Here is an 18,009-nt window from a genome sequence, read left to right on the forward strand (position 1 = left end):
TATTATTCTCCGGGAATTTCTGATGGTCGGGCAATCGTGTCTGCACGCGCGCGCGCAAAAACGGTCAGGACAAACCCGATGGCGTAAACAAATCCGACAAGGAAATAGATATTTGAAAGTCCGGCGGCCTGACTGAACAAGCCACCAAGAGCGATACCCGCGATCGAGGCAAATTGCGCCGTACTTTGCGCAAGACCAAGGACGTGACCCTGGCGGTGGTCGCCCGCCGCCCGCGACACAAGGGCGGTCAGTACCGGCGTCGTCGCACCAAGCAACACACCCCAGATAAAATACATCGCGGTAAAAACAAAGATCGACCGGGTGGCACCGGCAAGCCCCGTCACCACCACGCATCCGGCAATCACCAGACACATGCCGCCCAGAATATCGCGCGCAGCACGCCCTTCGAAATAGCGCGCCCAAAGGGATGCCGAAACAACAAAACCAAGTGCCAGCAGGCCATAGCAAAAACCGACGACCCAGTTCCCGACATCAAAGATGTTCAGCACATAAATCGAAAACGGTGATTGGGTTACCATTCTGCCGAGTAGCAAAATGCCGAGAATGGTCAGAATGGAGATGATCTGTGGTGATCGCAAAATACTGATCTTTGCGACGGGCGTTGCATCCGGGGCAGCATCACGGTTTGTACCTTTTGGCTTTACAACCGGCAGCAATACCCAAACCGAGATCAAACAGATCGTGCAAAGAATGGCCGCGGAAAAGTTGATCCAGAAGAAAGCCGCATGATCAAGGATCACACCGCCAATCAACGCACCGCCAAGCGAGCCGACATTGGTTGAGACCTGAAGATAGGCAAACAGCTTTGCCCGTCTTGCTGGACTTTCGATACTGACACCGTAAGCCTGTGCCGGTGCAATATACCCAGCACAAGCCCCTTGCAAAAACCGCAACATCAGGATCAGCCAAACGTCATTGGCATAGGCGAGCGCAAGCTGGGTAATCGCAAGCCCGAAAAGGGCTCGCATCATCATGGCCTTATGACCGAACCGATCCCCAAGCCGCCCCCAGAACGTGCTGGTCAGCATGATGCCCAGCATCGGCCCGACATAGACCGCAATACTGGCAAATGTGAACAGGTCGTCCGAATGGCTTAATGAATGCAAATGAACGGGCCAGAACGGCCCGCTCATCTCCATTGCGCCCATCGAAACCAGCTGAATGATAAACAGAAGATGTATCTGCCAGCGAACGGACATCCGACTAGAAATCAGCCGTTACAGACAGCAGAGCCGTACGAGGTGCTCCGACAGAGACCATGCTGAATTCGTTGACACCCGCCCAATAGTCCTCGTCCGTTACATTCTGGATCGTCGCCCGGAAGGTAACTGGTGTTTCTGCGAAGATTGTTTTGTAACGGAGGCCCAAGTCCAGCGTCGTAGAATCCGGGATATCCAACGTATTCGTTGTGTTGACATATTGCTCGGAAACGTGGTTGACCGTGCCACTTAGCGTCAGCCCCTGCGCAAATGGTGTATCCCACTCGGCCGTCAGGTTGATTGACATTTCCGGTGCACCAACAGCCTGATTTCCCTTTGTTGTCGCACTATTGGTTTTTGTCAGTTCCGCATCCAGGAACATGACGCCGCCAAGCAACCGCACATTGGGCATAACTTCACCGAAAACACCAAGCTCGATGCCACGATTTCGCTGCTCTGCATCGGAATTGTAAACGTTATTTACCAACTGTCCCGATGGTTTCGTGATCTGGAATATCGCCGCCGTAGCACCGAAGTTACCGTAATCAAGCTTCACACCTGTCTCGATCTGCTTGGCAACGTATGGTGCCATTGCTTCGCCGGCATTGGTCGCTGTATTTGGTGCAATGCTGCCGCGGCTGAGCCCTTCAAGATAGTTGGCATAGACCGACAGCGAATTGTTTGGTTTCACGACAACACCAACCATCGGGGTCACGACGCTATCGTCATAACTTGAAGTTATCGCCCCGGTCGTGGCATTGAAGTTGTCCGTATCAATACGCTGATGACGAGCGCCCACTGTCACTTGCAGGAAATCATCCCACATCGACAGGGTATCTGCGATGGCAATCCCGCTCAGATTGGTTTCTGAGAGTTTTGGGCGGCCCGCCGGAACCACGACAGCATCCATCGGATTGGCAACAGGTGAATATATGTTGGAATTCAGAGTATCATCGCCGTTCCGCAATCCCCGGCTAAATTCATCGGAATAACGGCTGACTTGCAAAGTTGCCTGATGCCCGACAAAACCTGTTTCAAACTCCCCACGAACCCCCGCATCCGCGGTCCAGCGTTTGGTTTGAAATTTGGCATACGAAACGGTATCGGTTGTATCCCCGGCAGAGTTCTGGATTTCAGGATAACCGAACAGACGCTCGACCTGGGTTTTCCCGGCACCGAAACTACCGAACAAAGTCATTTTTTCGGTAAGGTCATATTCGGCCCCAAGAAGAGCTGACTGATCGGCTACCTCGGACCATTCCCACTCATTAGCAACGTTTCTATTCCCATCTGGCGCATGTGGCATTGAGGTAACAGCTCCATCCACCAGAAATTCCCGGAATGGCGCATTCAGGTTTTCACGTTGATCAATCAGGTCAAGTGTTGCTCTGAAATCATCACCACGATAATCAAGGGCAAGCGCCCCTAACGACGCTTCCCGTTCCTGATGATCAAGGTACGTATCGCCATTGTGGTAGCCACCATTGAAGCGGACGCCCACCTGATTCTCGTTGCCAAAGCGACGACCGAAATCAACGTTACCCCCTGCCTGCTCGCCAAATCCATAATCAGTACTGACCCGGTTCAGGTCTTCGTCTCCCGCACGTTTGGGAACGATGTTGATCGTACCACCAACACCACTATTAGGTGCCATTCCCCCCAGAAGCGCAGCGGGGCCTTTGAGAACTTCGATACGCTCGGCATAACCAGTCTGCGCACGATATGTTGGTGCAACACCGTAAACCCCATTGAAGGAAACTTCGCCAGAGTTGCCGGTATTCATGTTGAAACCACGGATTTGATAGGTATCAAGCATCCCGCCACTACTGTTTGGTGACCGAACGGATGGATCATGCTTTAAGACATCGGCAATCGTCTGGGCCTGCTGATCGGCAATCTTTTCGCTGGTGTAACTGGTGATGCTGACCGGCGCGTCCATGATGTCCGTGTTGCCCAGCATACCAAGACGGCCACCGGTCGCAACCTGGCCACCGGCATAGGCAGGTGGCAGATCGGATTGCGTGCTGTTGGCTTCAACGCGGATCGGATCAACAACCGCCGCACCGCTTTGCCCGGCTTCCGCCGCAGGGTCGATCAGGATCAGGGAATTTTCCCCGGTTTCACGATAGGAAAGCCCGGTACCGCGCAGCAATGTATCTATCGCGGCGGGAACCGTCATATCGCCGCGGATTGCGCGCGCACCATCGATAGACGGCAGATCAATCGTATAGGCAATCCGCCATCCCGAAGCGGCTCCGATTTCAGCAATCCCTTCGGCAAGGGAGGAAACCGAAATATCAAATGAATAGGTCGCCTGTGCAATTTCGGTCTGCACATTTGCCGCCAGCGCCCCCGATGTCGCTGGAACGACCATTGCCGTTGAAACCAGCAATGCCGAAATCAGAGAGTATGTTCTTGTTCTTGCTTGTTTGAATTCCAACTTCCCGCTCCATAAACGTCTTTTCTTTCAGGCAGGTCCCCCCTGCATCTAAAAGGACAAACGAACGGGAAATAAGAGTCCTCACATCGGAGAATGATTTTTTGCGAATTTCTCGCAATCTCAGTAAACAACAGTCAACCAGGGCGAGGTTCTGACGACCTTTGCGCCAATCGCATCGGCAACAGTTTCAAGCGATCCGGGAATATCGGTCGTCGGGAAACTACCGGAAATGCTGCGTGTTCCTACATCGCCAATCACAACGATGCGGCCTTCATCAAAGTTTTCCAACCGGGCGGTCAGCTCTGAAACGGACATGTTGTGCACACTAAGCCGCCCCTTCATCCAGGATAGTGCGAGTCCGACATCGCCGATTTCGGATGGCGAAAGTGTTCCGTTATTGACAATAACCCGCTGCCCCGGTCCCAGCAGAACACCGTTTTCATTCAGCCCGCTTGATACGCGAACAGCCCCATCCTCGACAACCACAACAGTCTGTTGTGAAAGGCGATCCACATTGAATCGGGTGCCAACGACCTGTACCGTGGCATCGCCGGTCCGCACCCGGAACGGATCGCCATTACGGTGGACAACTTCAAAAAATGCCTGTCCCCGCAATAATTGTATTTCCCGGTGGCCTTCATTGAAGTCGGTCGATAACGCACTGTTGGCCGCAAGCCGCACAACCGAACCATCGGGCAATTCAACCGCCGTGACATTTGACTGACCGGTAACGATATCGGCCTGGATGTTATCGATGAAATCGGGATGAAGGAAAAAGACCGCTCCCGCGACAAATGCCATTCCCGCAAGGACGGCAAAAGAGCGCCGCGGGCGGAACCATGAGAGGAAACCGGAAAGTGCTGGCTTCCTTCGGGTTTCAGAAAGACGTCTTGCCGGCTCCTCGATCCGGGCCCAAAGCACGCGCATCTGATCGAAGGCCAGCCGGTTATTGCGGTCTGCATTCAGCCATTGTTCGAACTCGTATTCCTGCTCAGCCGACAGCGAACCACCTGCCCGTCTTGCGTGCCAGAGTGCAGCTTCGTCCTTTTGCTGTTCAGTCGGTTCAAAAGCGCCTTGCATAGGTTCCCGTTTCGCCCGTCATGATCTGGCGTTCATATCAGTAAATGATGTGATCCGCCAAATTCCCTTTCTATAAACAATAACGGATGACGATAAAATATCCTCATAGCACGTATGGGATTTATCAGACGTCGTCGCGATAGGCTGCCAGCCGTTCCTGGCAATGGCGCATGGTCCGGGCCAGTTGTTTTTCCACCGCACTGACGGAAATGCCATACTTTTTCGCCAATTTTGCGTTGGATATGCCATCGACACGATGAAGGATGAACATCTCGCGCGCCTTTGGCGAAAGTTCCAGCAAGGCACGGTCAAGCGCGGAAAGCGCCTGACGGGCTTCGGTATGATCGTAAGGAGACGTCGTTTCACACTGCCATATCTGATCCGGAAGGACCCCGTTCATGGCCTTCGCGCGGCCAAAGGTGCTGCGGTGATGATCAATGACGGCATTGCGTACTGACGCATAAAGCATCTTGGTATTGGCTTCCGGCTCGCCGCAATCACCGGACTGCATCAGACGCGCATAGACATCCTGCACAAGTTCGGCCGCAACTTCACGATCACGTATCCGCCGAACAACCATCGCGACAAGCTGACGCCGATGGTCTTCGAACAGCTTTGCAAGTGTGTTCCGCCAGAAACTCATGCGTATGTTCTATCATTACCTATGAAACTCCGCCCTATGGCCCGTTTCGCGCGCCCGGACAGACAGCCCCCACAACGGTGACGAGCGGAAAGTATCAGTAATGATAATCATTTTCAATATTGTTGATGCTTTTTGTAACCACACCAATCAAAACATGCGAAGCATCGATAAGTGGCGATGCCTTAGCTGATCAGATGCCCTTTCGATCGCCCATTCACCGACCACGATTAACAAGGGCAAAGCCACGCATTGATCTCGTGGGTAATGGCAGCATCGGCGCCGTCCGACAATAACATGGCCAAACGTTCAATTACGGCTTCACGCCAGAACGGACTGTCCTGCAACTGTCTGGGCATCCAGCCGGGAAGCTTCGCAAGATTTTCATATATATCTGCTGCATCCTGATGACCGGCCAATGCTTCTATTATTTCGTCCGCACGCGGGTCATTTAGAAGTTCGGCAGCTGCGTCTGGCGCAGTGTTGACACGCTGGCGCATCACAGCCATCCAGGCAGCAAAACAAAGGGCAAATGTACCGATCTTCTTGCTTTCCTGTGGCAGGTCGCAGGCCGGGGCAAAAATCCGCTGCGGGAGTTTTTCTGTGCCATCCATGGCGATCTGGCGAGTTTCATGTGCGATTTCCGGGTTGCGGAAACGCGCGACCAGTTCGGCCCCGTAATCCGAAAAATCAATCCCGGCAAGCGGTGCCATCGTTGCAGCAGCATTTTCCATATGCTGCGCAACAAGTTGCGAGAAAGCCTCGTTCGCCATGGCGTCGCGGACATAGCGGTAATCACCGACTTGCCCCAAATAGGCGATCAGGGAATGGCTGCCGTTAAGCATACGAAGCTTCATAAGCTCGTATGGCTCTACATCGTGAACCAGAATTGCACCGGCTTCTTCCCAGGCGGGCCTGCCATCGGGGAAATCATCCTCGATAACCCACTGTGAAAAGGGTTCGGTTTCAATTGCCGCCGGGTCGTCGATCCCGGTTAAACGCTTGGCATCCGAAAGCGTTGTCGCGGTTGCAGCCGGGGTAATCCGGTCAACCATCGTCGAAGGGAACGACACATTATCCTTGATCCAGCCTGCAAGGTCCGGGTCGCTCCGCTTGGCAAAGTCAATCACACCGTTGCGCAACAACACCCCGTTCGATGGCAGGTTGTCACAAGAAACGATTGTAAATGGACGAATACCGGCCTGTTTGCGGCGCTTCAGCCCGGCAACCAATATCCCGAGAAGCCCGGTTGGCGTGGCGGGATATGCCAGATCATGTTTTACAGCCGGATGTTCCGCCTGAACCGTCCCCGACACCCGATCAATGCCATATGCCTTTTCGGTGACCGTGATGGTAACAATCCGGATTTCCGGATCGGCAAGCGCATCCAAAACCTGTGCAACATCGCGCGAAGCCGCTATTGCCTTTGACAGGCTGGTGATCCTGCGGGCCTTGGGGCCATCCGGATGACGTTCAATCACCGTAAAGGCGCTGTCCTGGGCATTCAGGGCATCGACAATATCAGTGCTGCGCAAACTGACACCGAGGATGCGCCAGTTCCCGCCTTTGGCCTGCATCGCCACGTCGGTATAAACCGCCTGATGGGCACGGTGAAAAGCACCAATGCCGATATGCACGATACCGGCCGTTGCCATATCTGCATGGGGGGCAGCAGCGGAATTATCAGAAGGTGTCATTTTTGGGCCCCAAGCAAATCAAACCTTGCAGAAAGTGCCGTCATTACCCCCCGCAACTCGGCAAGGCCCTTGAGACGCCCGATCGCCGGATAACCCGGCTGTCCCTTCCGGTTCAGGTCATCAAGAATATCCTGCCCGTGATCCGGACGCATGGGGATGTTCCAGTCCGCACGTCCCGCAGCCTTCCGGCGTGCTTCCTCTCGCAGGATTTCCTCGATCAGATCGACCATGTTGGTGTCACCGTCCAAGTGCTCTGCCTCGTGGAAACTGCACGGCAAGCCTTCGCTTTCGCGTTTGGTATTGCGCAAATGGATGAAATGCACGCGATCCCCCCAGCGCCTCATCATCCCCGGCAGGTCATTTTCAGGACGGACACCAAGCGAGCCGGAACATAACGTAATACCGTTCTCCGCGATATCGATAGCACGCATGATAAAGGCGTAATCGTCTTCGGTCGACATGATCCGCGGCAACCCCAGAAGCGCGAAGGGGGGATCATCGGGATGGCAACACATACGAATACCAACCTCGCGCGCGACCGGAACAACTTCTTCGAGAAACGCGACCAGATTGGCCCGCAGCGTATCGGCGTCGATCGCGGCGTAGGTTTCAAGCAGGGCACGCAGATCATCCAGAGAGAGGTTTTCAACCGACCCCGGCAAACCAAAGGCAACCGTTCGTTCCAGCTCGGCACGGCGTTTGTCCGTCATTTCGGCAAAACGGTTTTTGGCTTCGGCAACGATTCCGGCGGGATAGTCATTTTCCGCACCGGCACGGTTCAGGATGAACAGGTCAAACGCGACGAAATCGGTCAGGTCAAAACGCATGCAGGTCGCACCGTTGGCTAGTCGCCAATTCAGATGCGTGCGTGTCCAGTCAAGAACCGGCATGAAGTTGTAACAGACAATACGGATGCCGGAATCGGCAAGGTTGCGAAGGCTTTGCTTGTAAGCTTCGATGTGATTACGCCACGGACCAACCTGACGTTTGATCGATTCGGAAACCGGGAGACTTTCAACAACATCCCAGGTCAGCCCCGACGGCGCACCATCTTTCATGGTCGCGATTTCGGCATGACGCCTGGCAATTTCATCGGAAGTCCAGACAGCGCCACTCGGCACATGATGAAGGGCGGAAACCACACCATGTGCACCGGCCTGACAAATATCGTCAATGCTGACCAGGTCACTCGGGCCGAACCATCTCCAGGTTTGTTTCATGTGTTTCTCTCTGTATTGGCGTGGTGTCTTCAACACCGACTATAACGGTTGTGAACAGTATCACGACATAATTTTGTTGACTAGTATGGTAGTATGCATCATGAATCAGAAAAGCAAGGAGAGATTGATGGGCGATCCCGAACAAAACGACTGGGAAATCACGCACGATCAGGCTGTCGGCCCACAGATCCATCGCATCATACGCGAACGGATCGTGTGTACGGACCTGCTTCCCGGTGTGCGCCTGTCCGAAGCAGAACTTGCAAAACATTTTAATGTCAGCCGCCAACCTGTCCGCGAAGCTTTCATCAAGCTTGCCGACGAGGGTCTTTTGGAAGTTCGTCCGCAGCGCGGAACCTATGTGCGGAAAATTTCTGTTGCCGCTGTTCTTGACGCACGATTTGTCCGCGAAGCCATTGAAGCCGACATTGCACGCTTTGTTGCAAAAGAACCTGACGATGCGTTTCTTGCCCGTCTCGAACAACTGATTTCCGATCAGCGCAAAGCAATGAAAGGCGATGCGCGGTCGTTTCTGAAATTGGATCATGACTTCCATCGCTGCCTCGCCGAAGCCGCGGGGAAAACCTATGCATGGAAAGTAGTCGAAGACGTCCGCGCCCAGCTCGACCGGGTCCGGTATCTCAGCTACTTCCAGTTTCCGATGGATGAAATCATCGAACAGCATGTCCGAATTGTTGCGGCGATCACAGCCCGTGATCCCGAAACAGCCAGCGCAGCCATGCGTGAACACCTCCGTGAAATCCTGCATACGCTGCCTGATATTGCCCGCTCCAAAACGGAGCTTTTTGATGACGCCAATTCTGCGTTGTCATCCTGAGACGTCAACCGAACTGGGAGGAAAATATGCTAAAAAAAACGACCAAAAAACTTATGATCGCTGGTGTCGCAGCCATGATGATGAGCAGTTCCGCGATTGCGGCTGAAATGACCCTCAAACTTGGCCATCTCGCCAATGAACAGAATTCCTGGCACAAGGCTGCGGTCAAATTCGGCGAAGAACTCTCAAGCCTTACCGACGGCCGCATTGATGTTCAGGTCTTCCCGAACGAAACGCTCGGCAAGGAAATCGACCTGATCAACGGCATGCAGCTTGGTTCGGTCGATATGACTATTACCGGTGAAAGCCTTCAGAACTGGGCTCCGATGGCGGCCCTTCTGGCTGTGCCTTACGCCTATCCCACTCTAGAAGACATGGATGCGGTTGCCAGCGGCGAAATCGGTTCAAAAATCGAAGATCAGATCGTCGAAAAGGCACAGATTCGTCCGATCGCCTATTTTGCACGTGGTCCGCGTAACCTGACCTCGAACCGTGAAATCAAAAGCCCGGATGATCTCAATGGTCTGAAAATGCGCGTTCCGAACGTGCCGCTGTTCCTCGATGTCTGGAAGGCGCTTGGCGCACAGCCGACACCGATGGCGTTTTCCGAAGTCTTTACCTCGCTTCAGGCTGGCACGATTGACGCGCAGGAAAACCCGCTTGCTCTCATCGATTCCGCCAGCTTCAATGAAGTTCAGAAATTCGTGAACAAAACCGAGCATGTTCGTTCATGGATCTACCTGACCATTTCGGAAATCACCTGGAACAACCTGTCTGACGAAGACAAGGCTGCAGTGACCGAGGCCGCAAAACGCGCACAAGCTTACGAACGCGACCTGTTCGCCGCGGACGAAGAACGCCTGACCAAAGAACTTCAGGAAAAAGGCATGACCTTTGTTGAAGTCGACAAAAAGGCCTTTGCTGCAAAAGCTAAAGATGCAGTTCTCGCCAATGTTTCCGACGAAATTCGTCCGTTCGTCGAAGAACTCTTCACAAAATAAAATGTGCGGGATCGGTCACTTCGCGTGACCGATCTCTTTCCGACGGGGAAGCAACGTGCTTTTTGCCAGATTATACGCGTTCATTATCGCACTGTGTCGCATCGCAACGGGGGCTGCCTTCAGCATCCTGATGTGCACGGTTCTGATACAGGTCTTTTCGCGCACCTTCATGCCCAGCTCTCCGGTCTGGACAGAAGAACTAACGCGCTATGCCCTGCTATTTCTCGCCGCTTTCGGCGTTGGTCTCTCGTTCCGCAATGGTGAATTGGTCAATGTTGATATCGTATGCGAAATGCTACCCCTGCGCATACAGCGAGCGCTCATGTTCGTTTCAGCCGCACTAACCACTGGCTTCTGCCTGATTCTGGTATCCCCCGCATGGAGGTTCGTTTCCATCGGTGTCATGCAAACCTCGCCTGCACTCGGGGTCCGAATGGACTTTATCCACGCGACGGTATTCATCCTTCTCGTGCTGCTTAGCCTTTTCGCAACCTTGCGTATGATCCGTGTTATCGCCGGTGTATCTGACGGAAAACCCGAAGACACGACAAAGGACTTTCCATGAGCCTTGCAATCTTACTTGGCGTTTTCGCCCTTGGCCTTGTTATCGGGCTTCCCGTTGCCGTTACTTTGGGCCTGTCTTCGCTTTGTTATCTGCTCATTGAAGGCATTCCGCTCGTCGTCATCCCGCAAAAAATGTTCGCGGGAATGGACGTCTTTGTTCTGCTTTGCATCCCTGGCTTCATCCTTGCCGGGAACCTGATGAATGGGGGTGGCATCACGCCGCGCATCGTCCGGTTCGCCAATGCAATGGTGGGCTGGATGCGCGGTGGGCTGGGCCTTACCAACGTTACCGGCTCCATGCTGTTTGGTGGCATTTCTGGTACTGCGGTTGCCGATGCTGCTTCCATCGGTGGCATGATGATTCCCGGCATGGTCCGCGCCGGTTATACCCCTGCCTTTTCTGCTGCGGTGACCGCGGCCTCATCTACGGTTGGCCCGATCATCCCGCCAAGCATGCCAATGATCATCGTCGGCGCACTTTCGGGTATCTCTGTTGGCAAAATGTTCATCGCCGGAGCCATCCCGGGCATCCTGATGGGCATTGCCATGATGATTACCTGCTACATCATCGCTGTTCGTCGCAAATTCCCCCACCAGCCATGGCAGGGCTTTGGCGAACTGCTTCGCTCCTTCATGGGGGCCTTCTGGGCTCTTGCCATGACCGCACTAATCGTTGGCGGTCTGCTAAGCGGCATAGTCACGCCTACAGAAACCGCCGTCATCGCAAGCCTCTATGCCCTGATTGTGGGCTGCTTCATTTATCGTGAACTGCCACTGCGCAAGGTTCCAAAAATCATTGTCGATAGCGCCGTCACTGCGGCGGCCATTCTGGCCCTTGTAGGTTTGGCCAACGTGTTTGGCTGGATTTTGGTTTCTGAACGCATTCCCCAGATGATCTCGAATGCGGTCTTGTCCGTGACCGACAATAAATATGTCGTCATTCTACTGATCAATTTGGTGCTGCTTGTTGTCGGCATGTTCATGGAAACCATCGCAGCCCTGATCATCCTGTTTGTGCCGCTTCTGACACTGGCGACCAATGTCGGAGTTGATCCGATCCATTTTGCGGTTTTTGCCGTTCTCAACCTGATGATCGGTCTGACAACTCCGCCGGTTGGGATTTGCATGTTTATCTGTGCAAACATTGCCAAGGCACCGGTCACCACGGTGATCCGGGCCCTGATGCCGTTCCTTCTGACGAACATCATGATCCTGTTTCTTGTTTCCTATATCCCGGCGCTGTCAACCTGGCTGCCGTCCCTGATGGAGTAATCTATGCAAACACGTGTTTGCCGTCTGTATGGCCAAGACGATCTGCGGATCGAAACAGAAAACGCCCCTGCTCCCGCCCATGACGAAGTTCTTATCCGCGTCGGGGCCGGCGGTGTGTGTGGTTCGGATATGCATTATTATTTCGAAGGCGGCATCGGCCAGATCCGCGTGCGCGAACCGATCATTCTGGGCCATGAAGCCGCCGGGGCGATTGTTGCACTTGGCCCCGATGTTACCGGGCTTGTCATCGGACAAAAGGTCGCGATCAATCCAAGTCACCCATGCGGCACTTGCAGCTATTGCAAGAAAAACCTGCAGCAGCATTGCCTGAACATGAAGTTCTTCGGCTCTGCAATGCCAATGCCCCATATTCAGGGAGCATTCCGTGATCTGGTCAATGTCCGGCAAGGCCAGTGCTTTGCGATCAGCAATCAAACAGATATCGGCCATGCCGCCTGTGCAGAACCACTGGCAGTCTGTCTGCATGCCGTGGCGCGTGCTGGTGACCTTTCGGGGAAAAAGGTTCTGATTACCGGGGCTGGCCCGATTGGAAGCCTTTGTGCCGCCGCGGCCAAACGTGCCGGGGCCAGTGAAATCGTTGTTACCGATTTGCAGGATTTCGCGCTGAATGTTGCGCAGCAAATGGGTGCAACCCGCACCATCAATATCGCCAATGCCGCGGACGACCTGAAAGCCTATGAACAGGACAAAGGTCAGTTTGACGTTTGTCTGGAATGTTCGGCAGCCCCGGCAGCATTGCGGTCTGCAATCAGTGTTTTGCGGCCGCAGGGTATTCTGGTTCAGGTCGGGGTTGCAGGTGAAATCCCTGTCCCCTTCAACCCGCTGGTCGCCAAGGAAATCACGATCACCGGAACCTTCAGATTCCACGCGGAATTTGCCGATGCTGTGCGCCTGATTGACCGCGGTGACATAAATGTCACCCCAATCATCACCCAAACCTATCCGCTTGAAACCGCACAAGAAGCGTTTGAAGTCGCACGAGATCGAAGCAAATCGGTTAAAGTTCAATTGTCTTTCGCCAATTGAACTTGCTTCCTGTTTATCCGAATACCAAGAAGGCTGTGGCATTATTCATGTCACAGCCTTCTTCATGAGGCCCCCTAGTTAGGCCCGATGAAACGTCTGGCAGGTTTACCATCTTGCCAAACCCCCGGCACGCGGCTGAAGATTGATGTGCCTCACATTCCGGGACGACTTGTTAAATTGTCGTCCTTGGGCAAAAGAGACGTTTGACTTGCCGGATGAAGACAATTCCGACAGAACTAAGCAAATGAACAATGCGCGTTGGTAAAACCAGCGCATGGGAGGCGCTAAGTGTCCGGTTTCCATTGGTCGCGCAATCAGCGTATGAGTTTGGTTGGCCGATACACGCTTTTATCGGTCGGCGTTGTAATATGTGCGCTTGTCGCACTGAGCTTCTTTTATCAGCGTTTTTCCAATGAACTGATTGACCGCCTGACGGGTGAGCGCCTGAGCGCGCAGGTTGCAGCAACATCAAACAAACTTTCCGCATTTCTGGACGCCCGCATTTATCAATTGGTGACCCTGTCAAACCACCCGGCCTTACCGGCCTTCATTGATGCGCCAAATTCACCGCAGGCAGAAGAGGCGTTTGCATTGCTGCGGGTCGAGGCGGATTCACCTGATTTGTATGGCGTGCTGTTTTTTGACTGGAATGATAATCTGGACAGACTGGTTGCCGGGCAAGCCGCGTCCGGCCCGCCATATTGGTCCAAAACCGGTTGGGATATCCGGGGTCTTCCCCGCGTCGAACATGAAGGTATCGAATTCATCGGGCCGCAACTGCCCGAAAATGGGAATTCCGGCTGGATTTTGATGCGTCAGCATATTCGCGATAACGGGCTTGGCCAGAATACGTCTGTTGCGCTTCATATGCGTCTTGCATCCCTGACCGAACTCCTTGTCAGTGCTGGTGTTGCCGGGGTGATTGAACCGCTTTTGCGAACGCCAGGTGGTGTTGTTCTGGACCCAACGGGCCGTCCGGCCGAAGTCACCGGTGAACTGATTGAAGGCCCCAGCATTCTTCCGGGCTGGAATATCGTCATGAGTGTTCATCCAGGCACCATTTTGCAACCGATTGATCAGACCCGGTTTTGGCTTTATGTCACAGCGACCCTTATAATCCTGGTCATTCTGGCAATCTTTTTTGCCCTGTCGCGCAGCCTGCGGCGAAGGGTTGATACACTGGTTCAGGGCGCGCACAGCATTGCATCAGGCGATCTATATTACCGTCTGCCCGAAGGCCGCCGCCGTGATGAAATCAGCACGGTTGCCAAAGCATTCAACACCATGGCATGGCAGCTTAAAGACCTGATTGACCGAACCGTTCGCGCCGAAAAACTTGCAGTACTTGGACAGTTTGCAACGGGCGTTGCCCACGAAGTTCGCAATCCGTTGGCCACGATGAAAACCACCGTTCAGGCCCTCACCCGCAAGGAACAGGATGGTGAACGCAAGGTCTTGCTTGACGACATGGGCCATCAGATTGATCGCCTTTCACGCGTGGTGAACGATCTTCTGGCTTATGGACGCCCGGGAGAGGCCAATCTGCAAAATGCCGAAGTTCGCGAGCTGTTTCGTCAGTCTTCCCGAGTTCTTGAACCGATTGCCAAAGAAGCGAATGTCCGGTTTTACACCAGCGGCGATTCCAGGCTGAAGCTTCATATCGACCCGGATCAGGTTTTGCAGGTTCTGCTTAATCTTGGCATCAATGCCATTCAGGCCTGCAAGGTCGGCGGCACCGTCGGTTTGCGGGCAGAACAGAACGAAGAATGGGTAGAAATCCGCGTCACAGACGATGGCGCGGGCATCCCCAAACAGCATTTGCTTGACGTGGTACAACCATTTTTTACCATGAAAAGCAAAGGGACCGGTCTTGGCCTGACGATCAGCCAGCAGCTCGTCGAGGCCAATCAAGGTACCATTCATATTGAAAGCGCCCCGCAAGAGGGCACGACAATTACATTGAAGTTCCTCGCCGCAAAAGCAGGAACTTCCGAGGAGGAATATCCCGAAAATGTCACAGAAGATCAGAATACTGATCGTCGACGATGAGGAATCGTTCGTTCGTTCTTTGAGTTTTGCACTAAGAACAGAAGGTATGGACGTCACGGGCGTTCATTCCGGCGAAGATGCCTTTCTCGAAGTTCGGAAGAACCAGTTCGACATTATCCTGCTTGATCTGCGCCTGCCCGGCGCCGATGGCATGGAGGTCCTGAACAGTATCCGTAATCTTGACATTGATATACCTGCGATCATGATCTCGGCGCATGGCGATACCCGTGCGGCAGTCAAGGCCGTCAAACTTGGGGCCGCAGACTATCTTAGCAAGCCGTTCGAACTTGATGAGCTGATCCACACGATCAATACCGTTCTGGATCAAAATCAGACGGCACTGGAACTGGAATATCATCGTAAACGCGATGTTCCGGCCAACGGCCTGATCGGCGATTGCACAGTCATGAACAACCTGCGCACCACTATTGAACGCGTCGCCAAAAGTAGTGCCAGCCGTATTCTTTTGCTGGGAGAGTCCGGCACTGGCAAGGCATTGGTCGCACGGGCAATCCATGGCGAAAGCCCACGATCATCGCGCGCCTTCATCGAGGTGAACTGCGCAGCATTGCCCGAGCAACTGATTGAGTCCGAACTCTTTGGCGCGGAAAAAGGCTCCTATACAGGTGCCCATCAGAAACGTACCGGTCTGGTAAAGCTCGCAGATGGTGGCAGCCTGTTTCTCGACGAGATCGGCGAACTTCCGCTGGCTCTGCAGGCCAAATTCCTGCACTTCCTGGAAAATGGTGCTTATCGCCCGGTTGGCAGCGAGCATTCGGCATCGGCCGATGTACGTGTGATTGCGGCAACCAACCGCGACCTTGCCGAAGAAGTCCGTCTAGGCAATTTCCGCGAAGACCTGTTCTATCGGTTGAATGTCATTACCATTGATATCCCGGCCCTTCGGGAACGGGGGGACGACATCATCAAACTGGTCGAACATTTTGCCGATAAACAGGCAAAGGCCGAGGGATGCCAACCGATCAAGTTTGCACTGGAAACGGTTGATATTTTGCTTGCACATCGTTGGCGCGGGAATGTACGCGAACTCAAAAACCTGATCGAACGGCTGACCATTTTGTATCCGGCAAAGATGATTTACCCGGAACTCCTGCCTGCCGAATTTCATGAAGACGAGTTGCATGGCGAACGGGAACCCCATCAGCCCGCAAGCTCTAACGCGCCGCAATTGCAGGATCGCCTTGATACCACGGAACGCACTCTGGTGCGGGACGCGCTTGATCAGGCAAACGGGCACAAGGGCCGGGCGGCAGAAATCCTTGGCATTTCACGACACGCCTTAAAGCGAAGGTTGCAAAGACTGGGACTGCAATAACAAAAAGGGCGGTTCCGGCCATTCACGAAATCAAAAGCCATTGAGCGAAAACCGCTCAATGGCTTTTTCCGTTCGGAGCGCCAACCGCTCATACCCGCGCGCATTGTTTGTGAGCGCCCGCACATCCATCGCACAAAACCGCAATCTCCCTGCCTTTTTCCTTTTAGTGATCAGTTGGCACAGCCTTTGCCAATCAGTGGGACAAAGGTACAAACACGAATGGAACAACCATTCGTAGGGAGGATACATCATGGAGATGCTCAAACGCCCGGTTTCCGGGTGCATCACCATAATTATTGCCGCGTTCACAATGCTTGTCGCCAATAGCGCACAAGCCGAACGTTTTGAGCTGGGCGCATCAGCCAAAGAAGCGGATGCGGTGATCGGCTGTTTGTACCCCATGACCGGTCGATCAGCGACCTATGGTCGAGACAGCATCGTCGGCATTCAAATCGCACTTGATGACCTTGCCGCTGAAACCAAGGCAGGACTAACCCCACCAAAACTTCGCATCATTGCCGATGATCCGCGATCAAAGGCTTCTTATGCCGTGCGTTTGGCACAGGACTTCATCGCCAAGGATAAAGCCCGGTTTTTCTGCGGGATCGTATCATCAGGCGTTGCCCACGCAGTAAGCGACCTTGCCAGTCAGGAAAAAGTCATCATGATCGGAACCGATCATGCTTCTTCTCGGCTCAGCATCGAAGCCGGTCATGATTATTATTTCCGGGTCACAAATGACAGCTGGACCAGCATGGCCGCAGGGGCGCGCTATCTGCGCGACATTCAAAAGGAAACTGGCTGGAAACGGCTGGCCTTTGTGGGGCCCGACTATGATTATGGGCATGTTTCCTGGACGGACTTGCAACTGGCACTCGATGGCCTTGGCGTTCAATATGAAACCGTCAGCGCATTATGGCCCAAGCTCTATGAGCCGGACTATTCGATCTATATCAATGCCCTGCAATCGGCGAAGCCGGACGTCGTTGTCACCGCACTTTGGGGTGGAGATTTCATTGCCTTCATCAAACAGGCATCAACGACCCGTTTCTTTGAAACCACCCGTCTGGCCAATTTTGATACCGGTGCCAATTACGATGTGATGATGGCGCTGGGTAATCAGCCCTATCCCGGCCTGATCCTTTCGGCTCGTCATCACAATAATTGGCCAGAAACCGGACGTAACAAACGATTTGTCGCGCAATTCCATGACCTGACCGGTCGTTATCCGACTTATGCCGCCGAGGGTGCCTATACCGGCATTATTGCAATTGCGCGTGCCATCGAAAAGGCGGGCGGCTCAGACGATGACAGGGCTCTGATCACCGCACTCGAAGGGTTGCAACTGGCCCTGCCCGAAGACCCGCCGGGCTTTGCATCCTATATCGATCCCGACACCCACCAGATTGTCCAGGCGCAAGCCGTGGGCACGGTCGTCCATAACGAAGATTTTCCGCCATCGAAACTGATGGTGGGGAATTGGGCGATCTATGACGCCGAAGACCTCAAACCGTCAAAAGAGATGGTCAAACGCCGCCGCGATGCCGTGGCCGGTGGGTCTGAGGCTGTTCCACCGCCATCTCCATAGACCTTTCCCAAGGGAGG

The 18,009-nt window shown here is 53.8% G+C and carries 14 protein-coding genes; 8 read left to right on the top strand and 6 right to left on the bottom strand.

Going from position 1 to position 18,009, the window contains the following annotated elements; genetic code table 11:
• Window positions 1–2 precede the first annotated feature (2 nt).
• The 6 genes from BC440_RS17715 to uxuA form a co-directional block, all read right to left on the bottom strand.
• Window positions 3–1,220 (bottom strand): MFS transporter, encoded by a 1,218-nt coding sequence (locus tag BC440_RS17715; RefSeq protein ID WP_007089000.1) that lies wholly within the window; start codon window positions 1,218–1,220, stop codon window positions 3–5.
• A gap of 4 nt (window positions 1,221–1,224) precedes the next feature.
• Window positions 1,225–3,660 (bottom strand): TonB-dependent receptor, encoded by a 2,436-nt coding sequence (locus tag BC440_RS17720; RefSeq protein ID WP_071240809.1) that lies wholly within the window; start codon window positions 3,658–3,660, stop codon window positions 1,225–1,227.
• Between the two features lie 120 nt (window positions 3,661–3,780).
• Entirely contained in the window at window positions 3,781–4,740 is a 960-nt protein-coding gene (locus BC440_RS17725; RefSeq protein ID WP_071240810.1) for a FecR domain-containing protein, read from the bottom strand.
• Window positions 4,741–4,864: 124 nt separating this feature from the next.
• Window positions 4,865–5,383 (bottom strand): sigma-70 family RNA polymerase sigma factor, encoded by a 519-nt coding sequence (locus tag BC440_RS17730; protein WP_071240811.1) that lies wholly within the window; start codon window positions 5,381–5,383, stop codon window positions 4,865–4,867.
• Window positions 5,384–5,610: 227 nt separating this feature from the next.
• On the bottom strand, window positions 5,611–7,077 hold the full coding sequence (locus tag BC440_RS17735) for a mannitol dehydrogenase family protein (RefSeq protein ID WP_071240812.1): 1,467 nt from the start codon (window positions 7,075–7,077) through the stop codon (window positions 5,611–5,613).
• Entirely contained in the window at window positions 7,074–8,297 is a 1,224-nt protein-coding gene (uxuA, locus tag BC440_RS17740; RefSeq protein ID WP_063095248.1) for a mannonate dehydratase, read from the bottom strand. Before uxuA ends, BC440_RS17735 begins: the two co-directional genes overlap by 4 nt.
• 127 nt (window positions 8,298–8,424) lie before the next feature.
• On the opposite strand from uxuA, the gene BC440_RS17745 reads away from it, so the two are divergent.
• The 8 genes from BC440_RS17745 (at window position 8,425) to BC440_RS17785 (ending at window position 17,992) form a co-directional block, all read left to right on the top strand.
• Window positions 8,425–9,135 (top strand): GntR family transcriptional regulator, encoded by a 711-nt coding sequence (locus BC440_RS17745; RefSeq protein ID WP_071240813.1) that lies wholly within the window; start codon window positions 8,425–8,427, stop codon window positions 9,133–9,135.
• A 26-nt stretch (window positions 9,136–9,161) separates the two neighbouring features.
• On the top strand, window positions 9,162–10,136 hold the full coding sequence (locus tag BC440_RS17750; protein ID WP_063095250.1) for a TRAP transporter substrate-binding protein: 975 nt from the start codon (window positions 9,162–9,164) through the stop codon (window positions 10,134–10,136).
• 55 nt (window positions 10,137–10,191) lie between these two features.
• Entirely contained in the window at window positions 10,192–10,701 is a 510-nt protein-coding gene (locus tag BC440_RS17755; protein ID WP_037990593.1) for a TRAP transporter small permease, read from the top strand.
• Entirely contained in the window at window positions 10,698–11,972 is a 1,275-nt protein-coding gene (locus BC440_RS17760) for a TRAP transporter large permease (RefSeq protein WP_071240814.1), read from the top strand. The genes BC440_RS17755 and BC440_RS17760 overlap by 4 nt, the downstream gene beginning before the upstream one ends.
• A gap of 3 nt (window positions 11,973–11,975) precedes the next feature.
• A complete protein-coding gene (locus BC440_RS17765; protein ID WP_071240815.1) occupies window positions 11,976–13,019 on the top strand; it encodes an L-idonate 5-dehydrogenase in 1,044 nt (347 codons plus the stop codon).
• 288 nt (window positions 13,020–13,307) lie between these two features.
• Window positions 13,308–15,068, top strand: coding sequence for a HAMP domain-containing sensor histidine kinase (locus BC440_RS17770; RefSeq protein ID WP_071240816.1), 1,761 nt, complete (start codon window positions 13,308–13,310; stop codon window positions 15,066–15,068).
• Window positions 15,031–16,404 carry a sigma-54 dependent transcriptional regulator gene (locus BC440_RS17775; RefSeq protein WP_071240817.1) on the top strand — a complete coding sequence of 458 codons (1,374 nt, stop codon included), beginning with the start codon at window positions 15,031–15,033 and terminating at the stop codon, window positions 16,402–16,404. The genes BC440_RS17770 and BC440_RS17775 overlap by 38 nt, the downstream gene beginning before the upstream one ends.
• 250 nt (window positions 16,405–16,654) lie before the next feature.
• Entirely contained in the window at window positions 16,655–17,992 is a 1,338-nt protein-coding gene (locus BC440_RS17785; protein ID WP_071240818.1) for an ABC transporter substrate-binding protein, read from the top strand.
• Window positions 17,993–18,009 lie beyond the last annotated feature (17 nt).

This window comes from Thalassospira sp. MIT1004 (assembly GCF_001858545.1).
GTDB classification, from domain to species: Bacteria; Pseudomonadota; Alphaproteobacteria; order Rhodospirillales; family Thalassospiraceae; genus Thalassospira; species Thalassospira xiamenensis.

Coding starts and splice junctions, on each gene's coding strand:
- BC440_RS17725 (WP_071240810.1), bottom strand. CDS start 4,740: ATGCAAGGCGCTTTTGAACCGACTGAACAGCAAAAGGACGAAGCTGCA.
- uxuA (WP_063095248.1), bottom strand. CDS start 8,297: ATGAAACAAACCTGGAGATGGTTCGGCCCGAGTGACCTGGTCAGCATT.
- BC440_RS17715 (WP_007089000.1), bottom strand. CDS start 1,220: ATGTCCGTTCGCTGGCAGATACATCTTCTGTTTATCATTCAGCTGGTT.
- BC440_RS17745 (WP_071240813.1), top strand. CDS start 8,425: ATGGGCGATCCCGAACAAAACGACTGGGAAATCACGCACGATCAGGCT.
- BC440_RS17785 (WP_071240818.1), top strand. CDS start 16,655: ATGGAGATGCTCAAACGCCCGGTTTCCGGGTGCATCACCATAATTATT.
- BC440_RS17765 (WP_071240815.1), top strand. CDS start 11,976: ATGCAAACACGTGTTTGCCGTCTGTATGGCCAAGACGATCTGCGGATC.
- BC440_RS17750 (WP_063095250.1), top strand. CDS start 9,162: ATGCTAAAAAAAACGACCAAAAAACTTATGATCGCTGGTGTCGCAGCC.
- BC440_RS17760 (WP_071240814.1), top strand. CDS start 10,698: ATGAGCCTTGCAATCTTACTTGGCGTTTTCGCCCTTGGCCTTGTTATC.
- BC440_RS17775 (WP_071240817.1), top strand. CDS start 15,031: ATGTCACAGAAGATCAGAATACTGATCGTCGACGATGAGGAATCGTTC.
- BC440_RS17735 (WP_071240812.1), bottom strand. CDS start 7,077: ATGACACCTTCTGATAATTCCGCTGCTGCCCCCCATGCAGATATGGCA.
- BC440_RS17730 (WP_071240811.1), bottom strand. CDS start 5,383: ATGAGTTTCTGGCGGAACACACTTGCAAAGCTGTTCGAAGACCATCGG.